Source organism: Burkholderia sp. L-4 (genome assembly GCF_056856535.1).
In genome coordinates, this window is record NZ_JBXEOX010000003.1 from 86,636 (window position 1) to 100,679 (window position 14,044).

The 14,044-nt window shown below is 68.6% G+C and carries 14 protein-coding genes and 1 pseudogene; 13 read left to right on the plus strand and 2 right to left on the minus strand.

Annotation, left to right across the window (positions count from 1 at the left end):
- Window positions 1-5: 5 nt before the first annotated feature.
- From AC1VVG_RS30920 to AC1VVG_RS30930, 3 genes and pseudogenes are all read left to right on the plus strand, one after another.
- Window positions 6-211: pseudogene (locus AC1VVG_RS30920) on the plus strand (sodium:solute symporter family protein); the annotation flags it as partial.
- 37 nt (window positions 212-248) lie between these two features.
- Entirely contained in the window at window positions 249-617 is a 369-nt protein-coding gene (locus AC1VVG_RS30925; RefSeq protein WP_482837344.1) for a hypothetical protein, read from the plus strand.
- On the plus strand, window positions 614-1,684 hold the full coding sequence (locus AC1VVG_RS30930; protein ID WP_082744789.1) for a lysozyme inhibitor LprI family protein: 1,071 nt from the start codon (window positions 614-616) through the stop codon (window positions 1,682-1,684). Before AC1VVG_RS30925 ends, AC1VVG_RS30930 begins: the two co-directional genes overlap by 4 nt.
- 25 nt (window positions 1,685-1,709) lie before the next feature.
- Here AC1VVG_RS30930 and AC1VVG_RS30935 read toward each other — a convergent pair whose 3' ends face one another.
- Complete coding sequence (locus AC1VVG_RS30935) at window positions 1,710-2,795, minus strand: LacI family DNA-binding transcriptional regulator (protein ID WP_034191961.1); 1,086 nt, start codon at window positions 2,793-2,795, stop codon at window positions 1,710-1,712.
- Between the two features lie 241 nt (window positions 2,796-3,036).
- Here AC1VVG_RS30935 and rbsK point away from each other — a divergent pair, with 241 nt between their 5' ends.
- The 10 genes from rbsK to AC1VVG_RS30985 all read left to right on the plus strand — a co-directional run bounded on the left by rbsK (window position 3,037) and on the right by AC1VVG_RS30985 (window position 13,517).
- Window positions 3,037-3,963 carry a ribokinase gene (gene rbsK / locus AC1VVG_RS30940; protein WP_059562310.1) on the plus strand — a complete coding sequence of 309 codons (927 nt, stop codon included), beginning with the start codon at window positions 3,037-3,039 and terminating at the stop codon, window positions 3,961-3,963.
- A gap of 60 nt (window positions 3,964-4,023) precedes the next feature.
- Window positions 4,024-5,343: an MFS transporter gene (locus AC1VVG_RS30945; RefSeq protein WP_482837347.1), complete on the plus strand. Its 1,320-nt coding sequence runs from the start codon at window positions 4,024-4,026 to the stop codon at window positions 5,341-5,343.
- Window positions 5,344-5,386: 43 nt separating this feature from the next.
- Window positions 5,387-6,331 carry a dihydrodipicolinate synthase family protein gene (locus tag AC1VVG_RS30950; protein ID WP_049036751.1) on the plus strand — a complete coding sequence of 315 codons (945 nt, stop codon included), beginning with the start codon at window positions 5,387-5,389 and terminating at the stop codon, window positions 6,329-6,331.
- A gap of 375 nt (window positions 6,332-6,706) precedes the next feature.
- Complete coding sequence (locus AC1VVG_RS30955; RefSeq protein ID WP_034191958.1) at window positions 6,707-7,120, plus strand: DoxX family protein; 414 nt, start codon at window positions 6,707-6,709, stop codon at window positions 7,118-7,120.
- Window positions 7,121-7,329: 209 nt separating this feature from the next.
- Entirely contained in the window at window positions 7,330-8,295 is a 966-nt protein-coding gene (locus tag AC1VVG_RS30960; protein ID WP_200086781.1) for a dTDP-4-dehydrorhamnose reductase family protein, read from the plus strand.
- Window positions 8,296-8,669: 374 nt separating this feature from the next.
- Window positions 8,670-9,104, plus strand: coding sequence for a plasmid fertility inhibition factor family protein (locus tag AC1VVG_RS30965; protein ID WP_482837350.1), 435 nt, complete (start codon window positions 8,670-8,672; stop codon window positions 9,102-9,104).
- 298 nt (window positions 9,105-9,402) lie between these two features.
- Window positions 9,403-10,752, plus strand: coding sequence for a reverse transcriptase family protein (locus tag AC1VVG_RS30970; protein ID WP_482837352.1), 1,350 nt, complete (start codon window positions 9,403-9,405; stop codon window positions 10,750-10,752).
- Window positions 10,753-11,065: 313 nt separating this feature from the next.
- Window positions 11,066-11,395 carry an H-NS histone family protein gene (locus tag AC1VVG_RS30975; RefSeq protein WP_034191954.1) on the plus strand — a complete coding sequence of 110 codons (330 nt, stop codon included), beginning with the start codon at window positions 11,066-11,068 and terminating at the stop codon, window positions 11,393-11,395.
- Between the two features lie 272 nt (window positions 11,396-11,667).
- Window positions 11,668-12,915, plus strand: a complete 1,248-nt coding sequence (locus AC1VVG_RS30980; protein ID WP_482837354.1) for an MFS transporter — start codon at window positions 11,668-11,670, stop codon at window positions 12,913-12,915.
- A complete protein-coding gene (locus tag AC1VVG_RS30985; RefSeq protein ID WP_034191952.1) occupies window positions 12,912-13,517 on the plus strand; it encodes an SLOG cluster 4 domain-containing protein in 606 nt (201 codons plus the stop codon). The genes AC1VVG_RS30980 and AC1VVG_RS30985 overlap by 4 nt, the downstream gene beginning before the upstream one ends.
- Here the strand turns inward: AC1VVG_RS30985 and AC1VVG_RS30990 are convergent.
- Window positions 13,415-13,948 (minus strand): type 2 periplasmic-binding domain-containing protein, encoded by a 534-nt coding sequence (locus AC1VVG_RS30990; RefSeq protein WP_069704913.1) that lies wholly within the window; start codon window positions 13,946-13,948, stop codon window positions 13,415-13,417. The two genes, AC1VVG_RS30985 and AC1VVG_RS30990, sit on opposite strands and share 103 nt — an antisense overlap.
- Window positions 13,949-14,044 lie beyond the last annotated feature (96 nt).

Sequence of the window (14,044 nt, forward strand, 5' to 3'; positions counted from 1 at the left end):
GGCACGGCATCTACGCGAAAAGGCCGACTTGTGGCGTGTGGTTTCTCGGCTCATCCCGCGGGCCAATCCGATTGGCTATTTCGTCGGACCGAGGATCCGGGAGGCCGGCAAGCGCCACAACGCGATCACGCTACCCGACCCGTTCAAGGGCCACTGCAGCCGCCGCGCGCTCGAACAGGTCGTTGCGTGCGCATCGATCCTGTTCCTGATTGCCGGCGTTCGCAAGCATCACCGTCGCCGCGTCGGACGTGCTCGACAAGGTCCGGCTGCGCGCGTGGCTGAAGGCGTCGCCGCGCACGATCCAGCGCGCAAAAGGCATCGTGCGCGTGGCCGAGGCGCAGGGGGCAGTCGCCGCGCGAAGCGACGGGCGCGATGGTGTTCATCGGAATCTTCCATCGCGCGACGCAAGCCGTATTGCGCGACGGCATCGTGCAACGCAGCGTGGCTGCCGGAACGGTTGCAACGACATCGAACGTCGATTGATCGGCGTCGCGCATCCGGGTTACGCTTCGGCGGGCGGCGGCGTGTGCCGCATGCCGGGCCGGGCGTTTTTACCTCGAATGTCGCGTGCAGGTAGCTTCTACGGGCGCGCGACCCAGCGACGATCAAGCCGATGACTATCCAGAACCGATCGAATCCGCGCGAACACGCCGCGATTTCCGCATCCAGCGTGCGACGCACGCCTCTGCCATTCGTCGCGGCGGCCGCGCTGCTGACGCTGTTGCCGATTGCCGCGCAGGCGGCCGGCTTCGACTGCGCGAAGGCCGCCTCGCCGGCCGAGAAGACGATCTGTGCGGATACCGCCCTGTCGAAGCTGGACGGCGACCTGTCGGCCGCGTGGAAGCGGGCGCTTGCAAAAGGCGGCGATACGGCCGCGCTGAAGGCCGCGCAATTGAAGTGGCTGAAGCAGCGCGACCAGTGCGGCAGCGATGCACCCTGCCTCGGCGACCGCTACCGCGAACGGCTCGCGAGCCTGAACGGCACGCCGCTCGCCGCCGACCGCTGGCAGCAGACGTGGTACCTGACGAGCGACAACCCGTCGTTCGGTGGTGTGCTGACGTTCACCGGCACGGCGCCGCGCCTGCATTTCGAACTGAGCGGCAACAACGGCGCGAATGACGGCGGCCTCGACGGCGACATCGTGCTGCACGGCGATAGCGGCACCTATCGCCGGGACGCATGCCGGCTCGATTTCGACCGCAAGGGCGGGCGCATCCGCGTCACGCAGCAGGGCGCGGATTTCGATTGCGGTGCCGGCGCGGGTGTCGTCTACGCGGGCGACTACGTGACGGCGTCGCAGTTCCAGGCCAAACCGCCGGCCGACCTGCTGACCCTCAAGGTCGTGACCGACGCGACGCAGAATGCGGCCGCGCACAAACTACTCGGCGGCGATTATCAGACGCTCGTCGACATGGTCAACTACAGCGCCGACGAGAAGGATCTCGACGGGCTCGATGCGCACGTGAAATCCTACTGGGTGCGCGGCATCGCGACGACCAACGCGGCGATCGTGATGCGCCGCGGCGCCGATCTGTGGATCGGGCTGCTCGTGTTCGATGCGAAGAACACCGTCCGGATGCGCTACTACACGAACGTGCCGGCGTGGAAGAAAACCGTGCCGAAGACGATCAAGGCCTGGCACGACAATCTCGACAAGGCGCTGCCGATCGACGTGATGCCGTGAGCGGGCGCCGCCGCGCGGCACGTCTTCACTTCCGGCGCGCCGCGCGCACGGGCGCCGGCGGCGCGACCGATTCCCGCGTGCGCAACTCGGGCAGCACGGCCCGGCCGGGCCCCGTGGCGCCGTTCTCGAGCGCGTCGAGCAGTGCATGCGCGGCCTGGCGCCCGATTGCGTCGGTATCGACCCACATCGTCGTCAGCGGCGGCTGGATCTCGCGCGCGAGCGCGATGTCGTCGAACCCGGTGATCGACAGTTGCGCGGGCACGTCGATGCCGAGCGCCTGCGCCTCGAGCAGCGCACCGAGCGCGAGTGCGTCGTTGCCGCAGATCACGGCGGTCGGCCGCGTCGCCGCGTCGCTGCCGGCGATCGCGCGCAGGCTCGCGCGCCCGAACGCGATCGTGGCCGCGCCTTCATGCTGATGCACGGGGCGCACGGCGAGGCCGTGCGCGGCCAGCGTGTCGTGAATGCCGCGCAGGCGCGCCTGTACGCGGTCGTTGTCCGCCGACGGCTGCATGATGATCGCGAAATCGCGGTGACCGAGGTCGAGCAGGTGGGTGGTGAGCCGCGCGAACGCCGCGCGGTTGTCGAAGCCGATGCAGCAGTGCGGACTGTCGTCGCGATACGCGTAGGTGACCACGTAGGGCACGCGATGCATCGCGAGGAGTTCGAACAGTTCCGGCGGATACGCTTCGCCGACCAGCGACACGGCTTCCACGCCGCGCGACAGCATCGCGCGCACCTGCGCCAGCGCCTGCGCGGGATCGTAGTTCGAGCAGCCGAGGAACAGCGTGATGCCGTGTTCGGCCATGACCGCCTGCATGCCCGCGACCTGCGACGCGAACACCTGGTCGTCGAGCGTCGGAATGATCGCGCCGGTGATGTGGGTACGCGTGGACGCGAGCGCGCGGCCGGCCGCATTCGGAATCCAGTTCAGCGTGCGCGCCGCGTCGCGCACGCGCTGCTGCACGTCGGCCGACACCTTGCCGGGATCGTTGTACACGCGCGAGACGGTCGCGGTCGACACGCCGGCCAGCTTCGCGACGTCGCCGAGCACCGAGCGGCCGCTGCCGCGGCGCGTGCGCGACGCGCCGCCGCGGGACGGGGGCGTGCTCATCGGCCGTCTCCCGGCGGGCGGGGCCTGCCTGCGGCATGCGTTGCCAGTCGCGTCATTGTTTACCCTCGATTCATGGTGGTCCCGCTTGCATCCTCATCCGATCCTGTGAGAATGTAAGCGCTATCTTATTGCTGCTTCGTATTATGTCAGACATGGATTTCACCCGCATCGCGAAATTTTCAGAGACGACGGCCTGTTCGGCCATTATGTCGATCTCAAATGTAAGCGGTTACATTCGAGCATGAACGACATCGCCTCGTCGCGTATCGCTGTCGTCGGCAGCGTCAACATCGACCTCGTCACACGCACGTCGCGCCTGCCGGTGCCGGGCGAAACGTTGCTCGGCACGGCATTCCAGACCGTTCACGGCGGCAAGGGGGCGAACCAGGCGGTCGCGGCCGCGCGCCTGGGCGCATCGGTCGTGATGATCGGCTGCGTCGGCGACGACGCGTTCGGCGCGCGCCTGCATGGCGCGCTCGCGGCGGAGCGCATCGACGTGACGCACCTGCATCGGATCGGCGGGGCGGCGACCGGTGTGGCGACGATCACCGTCGACGACGGCGGTGCGAACAGCATCGTCGTCGTGCCCGGTGCGAATGCGTGTCTCGATGCCGGCCGGATCGACGCGGCGCGCGACGCGATCGCGGAGGCGGCACTCCTCGTGTGTCAGCTCGAAGTGCCGGTTGCCGCCGTCGCGTGCGCGATTGCCTGTGCCACTGAGCACCACACACCGGTGCTGCTCAATCCGGCGCCCGCGCAGCCGCTGTCCGACGCGTTGCTGGCACGGGTCGACTATCTCGTCGTCAACGAAACCGAGGCCGAGTCGCTGACCGGCATCGCCGTCGGCGACGACGCGTCGGCCGTGCGCGCGGCCGATGCGTTGTGCGCGAAGGGCGTCGGCAACGTGCTGGTCACGCTCGGCGCGCGCGGCGTCTGCTGGCGCGGCAGCGCGGGGAACGGCCGGCATCGGGCGATGACGGTGGTGGCCGTCGATACGACCGCGGCCGGCGACACGTTCGTCGGCGGGTTCGCGGCCGCCCGCGCCGGCGGCGCATCGATGGACGATGCGATCGGCTTCGGCCAGCGCGCGGCGGCCATCAGCGTCACGCGCCACGGCGCGCAAACCTCGATCCCGACGCGTGACGAAGTCATGCGCGGGGATACCTGAATTCCGCATACGACGGAACGGCCATCACCGGCCGACACCAGTGACATGGAGACAACCGACATGAACGAAAACCAACCTGTTCCGCCCGCACCGCCACGCATCCGGCGCGGACAACGCATCGCGCTCGCGCTGTTGATGGCGAGCGGGATCGTCAACTACCTCGATCGCGGCACGCTGGCCGTCGCGAGTTCGGCGATCCGCGGCGATCTCGGCCTGTCGCTCGCGCAGATGGGGCTGCTGCTGTCCGCGTTCTCGTGGAGCTATGCGCTGTGCCAGTTTCCGGTGGGCGGCCTCGTCGACCGGATCGGCCCGCGCCGGCTGCTCGGCATCGGGCTGATCGTCTGGTCGTTCGCGCAGGCGGCGGGCGGCATCGTGTCGACCTTCGGCTGGTTCATCGTCGCGCGCATCGTGCTTGGTATCGGCGAGGCGCCGCAGTTTCCGTCGGCCGCGCGCGTGGTGAGCAACTGGTTTCCGCTGCGTGCGCGCGGCACGCCGACCGGCATTTTCAACGCCGCGTCGCCGCTCGGCACCGCGCTGGCGCCGTTGCTGCTGTCGATTCTCGTGGCATCGTTCAACTGGCGCTGGGCGTTCATCGTGACCGGTGCGCTCGGTCTCGTCGTCGCGGTCGTCTGGTTCGCGCTGTATCGCGATCCGGTGCGTGCGCAACTGTCCGCCGCCGAGCGCAGCTATCTCGATGCCGACGCGCAAAACGTGGCCGCGGCGCCGAAACTGACCTTCGCCGATTGGCGCAGCCTGTTCTCGCACGGCACGACCTGGGGGATGCTGATCGGCTTCTTCGGATCCGTGTACCTGAACTGGGTCTACCTGACCTGGCTGCCGGGCTACCTGACGATGGAGCGGCACATGAGCCTGATCCGCACCGGCTTCGCCGCGTCGGTGCCGTTTCTGTGCGGGTTCGTCGGTTCGCTGGTCGCCGGCTGGCTGTCGGACCTGGTCACGCGCCGCAGCCGTTCGCCGGTCGTGAGCCGACGCAACGCGGTGGTGGTCGCGATGCTCGGGATGGTCGCGTTCACGATCCCGGCCGCGCTCGTGCAGAGCAACACGGTTGCGCTCGCATGCATATCGGTCGTGATCTTTCTCGCGAACGCCGCGTCGGCCAGCTCGTGGGCGCTCGCGACGGCGGCCGCGCCGCCGAGCCGCATCGCGTCGCTCGGCGCGATCCAGAATTTCGGCGGTTTCATCGGCGGCGCGCTTGCGCCGATCCTGACGGGCATCATTGCGCAGAAGTGGTCGTTCGTGCCGGCGCTGCTGACGGCCGCGGCGATTGCGTTCACCGGTGCGATGGCGTACCTGCTGCTGGTGCGCAAGCCGATTCCCGAGCAGGCCGCGAACGCCGCGCCCGGACCGTTGCCGGCATGACCCGCGGCCTGCCCCCCGCATTCACTGAAGCAAGGAGAAACAGATGCAACACCCGCAGCAATCGAACGTGACCATCGAGGGGATCGTGCCGGTGATGCTGACGCCGTTCGACGACGCCGGCGCGATCGACTACGCCGGGCTCGAACGGCTCATCGAATGGTATCTGGCACACGGCTCGGATGCGTTGTTCGCGGTCGCGCAATCGAGCGAGATGCAGTTCCTGAGCCTGGCCGAACGCGCGGAACTCGCGCGTTTCGTGGTCGATCGGGTGGCCGGCCGGGTGCCCGTCGTCGCGTCCGGGCACATCAGCGACGATCTCGATGCGCAGGTCGCCGAATTGTGCGCGGCGGCCGAATCGGGCGCGCAGGGCGTCGTGCTCGTGACCAACCGCCTCGATCCGCAGCGCAAGGGCAGCGCCGCGTTGCTCGATCATCTGCACCGGCTGCTCGCGCGACTGCCGTCGGATCTTCCGCTCGGCCTGTACGAATGTCCGGCCCCTTACCGGCGGCTCCTCTCGGATGACGAACTGCGTGCGTGCATCGACACGGGCCGGTTCGTGATGCTCAAGGACGTGAGCTGCGATCTCGAGACGGTGAAGCGGCGTGTCGGGATCGCCGCGGGATCGCCGCTGAAGATCCTGAACGCCAACGCCGCGATTGCGTGGGACGCGATGAAGGCCGGGTCCGCCGGCTTCAATGGCGTGTTCACCAATTTCCACCCGGACCTCTACCGGTGGTTGCGCACGCAAGGCGATACGAATCCGGCGCTGGCCGACGAACTGTCGACGTTCCTGGTCGTGTCGGCGGTGTCGGAGGCGCTCGGCTACCCGGCACTCGCGAAGCTCTACCATCAGCGGATCGGCACGTTCGGGTCGATCAAGTGCCGTGCGATCGACTACGACGTGCGCGAGCGATTCTGGGCGCTCGACGCGGTGCTCGACAAGATCGTCGCGGGAACCGAGCATTTCCGCCGGCGGATCGCGGCGTAGGCGCCCGGGGTGGCGGGTCGGGCGATGCATTCGGGCCGCATGTGCGGCCCGGCGTCACCGCTTGCCGTGCCGTTTTGCACGCACCTTGATGCTTAGCAAGCCCTTGTTTGACTCAATTGTCCACTAAATCGAGACGGCAAATCATATTTTGACGGATTGATGATTTGCAGCGAGACAGTAGACTGCACCCGTGCTTCGCCAGAACCGGTTCGCGGCGCGCCGCGAACGGCGCGACCGGACGGATTCTTCGGCAACCGGCCACGGTATCGGCCGGCGATCCGGTTGGGCGAGGCGTGGTCCGTTGCCGGCCACGCGCGCCGCTTCGGCGTGCGTCGGCGGCGGCCGCATCAAACCGTCAATTCAAGGGTGATTGTTATGCGTTACGTTTCGCTGGAATCGAGGAAGGACGAGCTGCTGCTGGCGGCTCGCGTGTTGATGATGATCCTGTTCGTGCTGTTCGGCTGGCAGAAGCTGACCGGCTTCTCGGGCACGGTCGCGTACATGGCGTCGACGGGGAACCCGGCGCCCGAACTGGCGGCCGCGATCGCGGTGGCGGTCGAACTGGCCGGCGGCGTGCTGATCGCGATCGGCTTCTACACGCGTCCGCTCGCGCTGGTGTTCGCCGCCTATACGCTCGCGACCGCGCTGATCGGCCATCGCTACTGGGCGCTGCAGGGGATGGAGCAGTACATGGCGATGATCAACTTCTACAAGAACGTGAGCATCATCGGCGGGTTGCTGTTGCTCGCGCTGACCGGGCCGGGGCGGTACTCGGTGGACCGGAAGTAACGCAGGGCGAAGTTTTGCCCGGTCTCATGGGCCCGGTGCACCGAGGTGCGCCGGGCCTTGTTTGTTGCGGACTTTTGCGGCCCCCGTTCGCGGCCGCAGGCATTGCACGGAACCGCGGGCCGGCAGCGCAGGCATCCGAATTTTCGAGAATGGCATCCGGGTACTCGTTGTAACCTCATGCTTCCAAACCTCGAAGCCATCCGTTCCCGATGCCAAGCACGACGTCACCGACCGAACTCCCCACCATCCTCCTCATCGGCGCCTCCGGCCTGCTCGGCCGAGCCGTCGCCGCCTCCCTCGCCCGCGAACCGTCGCTGAACCTGATCGCGACCCGCCGTAACCCGCACACCGCTGGCGCAAGACTGCTCGCGCTGCCGCCGGAAAACCTCGCGCTGCTCGACGTCCTCGACCAGCCGGCCCTCGAGCAGGCGTTCGCGACCCACCGGCCGGCCGCCGTCATCCTCTGCGCGGCCGAACGCCGGCCCGATATCTGCGAACGCGACCCGGCCGCCGCCCGCGCGATCAACGTCGACGCGCCGGCCCGCGTCGGCGCGCTGGCTGCCCGATACGGCGCATGGACGCTCGGCATTTCCACGGACTACGTGTTCGACGGCAAGGCCGCCCCGTACCGTGAAGACGCGGCACCGAACCCGCTGAACATCTACGGCCGCACCAAGCTCGAAGGCGAGGCGGCGCTGCTCGCCGCGTCGTCGCTGTCCTGCGTGCTGCGCCTGCCATTGCTCTACGGCCCGATCGCCGACTGGAGCGAATCGGCGGTCACGAGCCTCGTCCCGGCGACCGCGGCATCGGCGCGCACGGGCGCGCAAGCGGTCGGCATGGACGCCTGGGCGATCCGCTATCCGACCTACACGCCGGACGTGGCGGACGTGATCCGCGACCTGACGCTGTGTCACCTGTCGGGCCGGACGGTCACGGGCATCCGTCACTGGTCCGGCGACGAGCCGATGACGAAATACGAGATCGCGCAACGGATCGCCGCCGCGCTCGGCGTCGCCGCGTCGCTCACGCCGATCGAGCAGCCGACCGACGCGACGCCGCGCCCATACGATTGCCATCTGGACGCGTCGAGCCTGCGCGCGCTCGGCATCGACCACGCGACGCCGTTCGACGTGGCCTTGCGCACGGTCCTGCGCGGCGCGCCGCCGATTCCGTAAGGCCGTCGACGATGTGCTGCGGCGGGCCGTGCCACCGGCGCGGAAAGCCCGGGACGAAGCGGGTTTTCGTTCGACGGGGCGCGTGATCCGCACCCACCGGCAGAGGGCGGCATGCGCTGTCGTGCCGTCATCGAAAGGCGATACACTGCGCGGGTTCCCGACCCAGTCGGGAGCGTCGGGGCACCGGGCAAACCGGCAGCGATGGCGCGGATCGCGCCACATTCCCTGACTCATTCGAACAAATCGAGAGAGAAAGAGAGGGCCCATGCTGACACGTCTTCGTAACGGACTCGACCGCGCGCGCGACTTGCGCGGATCCGGACCCGCTTCAACCCTTGCGCACCGGCCGACGGCGCGCGATCTGGCGCGTTCCCGTGCCCGGTCAGGCCGACTGCTATCTGGCGGCCGAGCCGGCCGGGGTGGAGCGTTTCGTCGTCCATCTCGAAGCCGACGCGTTCTATCGCCGCTGGCTCGAAACGAGCCCCGCATTCCCGAAACAGGATTCGCAGGACTGCGTACCGCGCCGGGCCATGCCGCTCGACGGCAAGTTCGCAATGGCCGCCGCCGGGTTCAGGGGCGGCCGAGAGGCGCCGGTGGCGCTGCCGCCGGTCGGCTACTGGCCTGCGGGAAGCGGGTACGAAGTCGCGATGAGCGACGGCATGACGCGGACCTTCTGGCTGCTCGCCAATCACGTGCGGTCGTTTCCGGTGAGCGTGGCCGACGCGACCTGGGCGACGATGCTGAACGGCATGGCCGGTATCGGCGTGGCGCCGATCGCATACAGCGCGCTGTTCGCGCGGGGCGTGTAAGCGCGGCAACGGGGTGAGGCACGCGGGCCGGCGACGTGCTCGGCCCGCCGCCTATCGCGCGTCGTCCCCCTGATTTGACACCCGGCGCGTGCGCCCATTACAGTCGCGACGCGGGCCGGTGGGTCAAGCACACACCCGGAACAGGCAGTCGATGTTCCAGGACCACGGGGCTACCCCGTGGATCGGATCGACACACCGATGCGTCGCAAGGGGCCCGGTTGCGCGCGGCGCAACGCCTCCCCTCGCAGCACCAGCCACGTTGACTCATCGTCCCGCCCATTCTCGCCCATTCCCGGCCATGCATGCATCCCTGCGCGACACGACCCGCACGATTGCCGAGGCGATGCTCGCCGGTTCGCCCGAACGCGACGGCGTCGTCGCGCGGATGGCGGCCGTGCTCGGCGGCGCGCCGGTCTGGGCAGATGAAGTCGCGGATGCATCGCTCGCGCGCTTCGGCGCGCATTGGGCCGACACCGCCATCGATGCACTTGCGGCCGTCGTGGCCGAGGCGCCCGGATTCGTGCGCGCGTGGTATGGCGACCCTCGGCCGGCCGTGATCCGCGTCGTGCGGCGGCCGCCGGTCCAGCGGCCGTTGCCGGCGCCGCTCGCCGGCTGCGAGGTACCGCCATGGGCGACGCCCGGCGATCTCGCCGACTGGCTCGGCGTGAGCGTGCCGGCGCTCGACTGGCTGTCCGACCACTGGCGCGTCGACGCGCGCAGCGGCGCCACGCCGCTGCATCACTACACGTACGTCGCGGTCGACAAGCGCAGCGGCGGGTGCCGGCTGGTCGAGATCCCGAAGGGAAGGCTGCGCGAGGCACAGCGCCGCATCCTGCACGGGTTGCTCGATCGCATTGCGCCGCACGGCGCGGTGCACGGTTTTCGCAAGGGGCACGGGATCGTGTCGTTCGCGGCGCCGCATGCCGGCCGCGATGTCGTCGTCCGCTTCGATCTCGCGGATTTCTTCGTGTCGGTACGCGCCGCACGCGTCCATGCGCTGTTCGCCACGCTCGGGTATCCGGTCGAAGTCGCGCGCACGCTCACCGGGTTGTGCACGAATCGCGTGCCCTCCGCGCGGCTGCTCGCGCCGGACCTGCGCGACCGGTTCGACTGGATCGGCCGCCAGCGCTATCGCGAACGGCATCTCCCGCAGGGCGCGCCGACGTCGCCGGCGCTCGCGAACCTGAGCGCATTCCGGTTCGACATGCGGCTCGCCGCGCTCGCGCGTTCGCTCGACGCGACCTACACGCGCTATGCGGACGATCTCGCGTTCTCGGGCGGCGGCGCGCTTGCGCGCGACATCGAGCGGCTGCAAATCAGGGTTGCCGCGATCGCGCTCGAGGAGGGCTTCGCGCTGCAACTGCGCAAGACGCGCGTGATGCGGCGCGGGGCGCGACAGCAACTGGCCGGCGTGGTCGTCAATCGTCATCCGAATCTGGCGCGCGACGAGTTCGATCGGCTGAAGGCCATCCTGACCAACTGCATCCGGCACGGCCCGGCCTCGCAGAATCGGGACGCGCATCCGGATTTCCGCGCGCATCTCGCCGGGCGCGTCGCGCATGCCGCCGCGCTGAATGCGGCACGCGGCGCGAAGCTGCGCGCGCTGTTCGACCGGATCGCCTGGGGTGCGCACGACGCCGGGCGGTAAGCCGCTCGCTGCGCATCGATTCCGTTACGCGACTTCTGCAATACGATGTCGCGCACTGCTATCATTCGCGCCATGCCGCACCCGTGCCAGGGGCGGCGCCTGACTTGCCGCAGCCGTTCGCCGTGCCTGTTCGTGCGCGACGCCGGCCCGGTCCTGCCTGTCAATGACGCGCGACGTCGTTTAGTGCGCATCGCGCAAAGCATGCCGGCTCGGGCGGACGATTCACATATTTGACAGCACCGATCGGCGGAACTTCGTGATAGGTTCGACCATCGGAGTTTTTTGCAAAAACATGCCCAAAGAGGATGAATACATGACCCAGGCCCTGCAGGAACTCGAAGCACAACTTCGGGACCTGAACATCAAGCTGTCGGATGCGAAGCAGAAGGAGAAGCAGGCCGCGCTCGCGGCATTCAAGGAGCAAGTCGAGCTGTTGGGCATTTCGCAGCAGGAAGTGTTGAGCGCGCTCGGCTACATCGTCCAGCGAAAACGCAAGGCGCCTGCCAAGTACTACGATCCGACGACCGGCCGCTCGTGGTCGGGGCGCGGCCCGCGGCCGAAATGGCTCGAAGGCAAGGATCTCGAATCGCTCGCCGTCGACCGCGAGGCCAAGGCCTGGTGGCCCGGCGACGACCAGGGCTGAAGCCGGTCGAGCCGCCCGGCGGCGCGGCGCCGTCCGGCTCGGGCCGGCAGGCCCGCCGGTAACCCCCGTCCGTCAATCTTTTTCATCCGGTGTCCGGCCTGGCCGCGACATCGCCGGCCTCGCCGCCGACACCGGATCGACGTTTCCTCCGTTTTCCCGCCTTGCCTGCCATGTCCCGCTTGCCGTTGCGGCAGCGGCGCCGATGCGCGCCCGCGCCCGTCGTCGGCGCACACAGGCCTTAGAATGTCGCCGGACATTCGTGGCAGGACACCATGGCAGCAAACATGAAATCTTCGACGCTCGACGGCTCGTCGGCCCCGCGCGTGGAGCAGGTCGGGTCGTACGCGTGGAAAGCGCTGGCCGGGTCGGCGATCGGTTATGCGATGGACGGCTTCGACCTGCTGATCCTCGGCTTCATGCTGCCGGCGATCACGGCGGCGCTGCAACTGACGCCCGGGCAGGGCGGCGCGCTCGTCACGTGGACGCTGATCGGCGCGGTCGCGGGCGGCATCCTGTTCGGCGCGCTGAGCGACCGCTACGGGCGCGTGCGCGTGCTGACCTGGACGATCCTGCTGTTCGCGATCTTCACCGGCCTGTGCGCGTTCGCGCGCGGCTTCTGGGATCTGCTGGCCTACCGCACCATCGCGGGCATCGGGCTGGGCGGCGAGTTCGGGATCGGCATGGCGCTCGCGGCGGAAGCGTGGCCGGCGAGCAAGCGCGCCCGCGTGTCGTGCTACGTCGCGCTCGGCTGGCAGGCCGGCGTGCTGCTGGCCGCGCTGCTGACGCCGCTCCTGCTGCTCCACATCGGCTGGCGCGGCATGTTCCTGGTCGGCGTGCTGCCCGCGCTGCTCGCGTGGGCGATGCGCAACAAGCTGCACGAGCCGGCAGCGTTCGTGCAGCGCGCGACGCAGCCGACGTCCAATGCGTTCCGCATGCTCGTCGCCGACGGCCGCACCGCGCGCACGAGTCTCGGCATCGTGATCCTCTGTTCGGTCCAGAACTTCGGCTACTACGGGATCATGATCTGGCTGCCGACCTTCCTGTCGAAGCAGATGGGCTTCTCACTGACGAAGTCGGGGCTGTGGACGGCGGCGACGGTCGTCGGGATGATGATCGGCGTGTGGGTGTTCGGGCAGCTGGCCGACCGCATCGGGCGCAAGCCGACGTTCCTGCTGTACCAGCTCGGTTCGGTCGTCACGGTCATCGCGTATGCGCGGCTGACGGACCCGACGGCGATGCTGTGGGCCGGCGCGCTGATGGGCCTGTTCGTCAACGGGATGGTCGGCGGCTACGGGACGCTGATGTCGGAAGGTTATCCGACGGCCGCGCGCGCCACCGCGCAGAACGTGCTGTGGAATATCGGCCGCGCGGTCGGCGGCTTCGGCCCGGTCGCGGTCGGCGCGCTCGCCGCGCACTACGCGTTCCAGACGGCCATCGCGCTGCTCGCCGGGCTCTACGTGCTCGACATGGTCGCGACGTTGTTCCTGATTCCTGAGCTCAAGGGCGTCGAACTCGAATGAGCGTGGCGCTCGCGCGCACCGCGACGATTTCACCGGAAACCACGATGCAACAGAAGAACAGGACGATCGGCGTGATGGGCTCGGGCAAGGAGCCGTGGCTGGCGTTTTCGGAGCCGCTCGGCGCATGGCTCGCACAGGCCGGCTTCAATCTGCTGACGGGCGGCGGGCAGGGCGTGATGCTGGCCGTCGCGCGCGCGTTCGCCGGCGTGCCGGGGCGGGCCGGCCGGTCGATCGGCATCCTGCCGACGCAGGCCGATCCGGTCGCGGGTTTCGTGCCGCTCGACGGCTATCCGCATCCATTCGTCGACATCCCGATCCTCACGCCGCTGCCGCGCCGCGAACCCGATGCCGATCCGCACACGATCAACCGCAACCACGTGAACGTGTTGAGCAGCGACCTGATCGTCGCGTTGCCGGGTGGGCCCGGCACGGCGCAGGAAATCTCGCTGGCGCAACACTGGCGCAAGCCGCTCGTCTGCTTCGGGCCGGACGGCGCGTTTCAGGCGCTCGCGGTCGATGCCGTATGCACGTCATCGCTCGACGACGTGATCCGGTTCGTGGAGGCGGCGTTTGCGGCGGAGCGCGCGCGGGCGACGAGATAGCTCGCGCGAGCGGCTTCGACGGCGGCGGGTTGCGCTTTCGATGCGGGCGTGCCTGCGGCGCACGCGGCCGCAGGCACGGTTCGGTGCCGTCCACGTCCCGTTTTCAACCGCGCCCACAGCCGGTTCCGCAGCCGGCGAATCTCGTGCGGCATCGGCTTGAGCCGCGTCATCCTGCCCGGCACCTCGTCGGCCGGATACACCAACGGATCGCGCGCGACGGCCGGCTTCACGTACTGGCGGGCAGCCTTGTTCGCGGTCGCGTAGAACGCCGCGTTGGGGATGCCCGCGTCGACCTTCGGATCCTGCCGTAAGTTGATCCATTTCAGCGCCGCGTCGAGGTGGATCAGTTCTGCTTGGGCATCAACAACGAGAGACCTGATTGAACGGGTCCGGTCGCGAGAAGGAATCAACAAATCGGCGAGATATGCCATGAACCATTCCGAATCTTTCCAATCCGAGGTGAGCGTTTCAAGATCAGGTCAGTAACGTACTCAGATGATGAGCTGCGGCGGCTAGATGACGAGATG

Bases quoted from the DNA above. Each gene is read 5' to 3' on its own strand.
- AC1VVG_RS30985 (WP_034191952.1), top strand. From the start codon at position 12,912: ATGAGCGTGGCGCTCGCGCGCACCGCGACGATTTCACCGGAAACCACG.
- AC1VVG_RS30980 (WP_482837354.1), top strand. From the start codon at position 11,668: ATGGCAGCAAACATGAAATCTTCGACGCTCGACGGCTCGTCGGCCCCG.
- AC1VVG_RS30990 (WP_069704913.1), bottom strand. From the start codon at position 13,948: ATGGCATATCTCGCCGATTTGTTGATTCCTTCTCGCGACCGGACCCGT.
- AC1VVG_RS30945 (WP_482837347.1), top strand. From the start codon at position 4,024: ATGAACGAAAACCAACCTGTTCCGCCCGCACCGCCACGCATCCGGCGC.
- rbsK (WP_059562310.1), top strand. From the start codon at position 3,037: ATGAACGACATCGCCTCGTCGCGTATCGCTGTCGTCGGCAGCGTCAAC.
- AC1VVG_RS30950 (WP_049036751.1), top strand. From the start codon at position 5,387: ATGCAACACCCGCAGCAATCGAACGTGACCATCGAGGGGATCGTGCCG.
- AC1VVG_RS30955 (WP_034191958.1), top strand. From the start codon at position 6,707: ATGCGTTACGTTTCGCTGGAATCGAGGAAGGACGAGCTGCTGCTGGCG.
- AC1VVG_RS30970 (WP_482837352.1), top strand. From the start codon at position 9,403: ATGCATGCATCCCTGCGCGACACGACCCGCACGATTGCCGAGGCGATG.
- AC1VVG_RS30930 (WP_082744789.1), top strand. From the start codon at position 614: ATGACTATCCAGAACCGATCGAATCCGCGCGAACACGCCGCGATTTCC.
- AC1VVG_RS30975 (WP_034191954.1), top strand. From the start codon at position 11,066: ATGACCCAGGCCCTGCAGGAACTCGAAGCACAACTTCGGGACCTGAAC.
- AC1VVG_RS30935 (WP_034191961.1), bottom strand. From the start codon at position 2,795: ATGAGCACGCCCCCGTCCCGCGGCGGCGCGTCGCGCACGCGCCGCGGC.
- AC1VVG_RS30960 (WP_200086781.1), top strand. From the start codon at position 7,330: ATGCCAAGCACGACGTCACCGACCGAACTCCCCACCATCCTCCTCATC.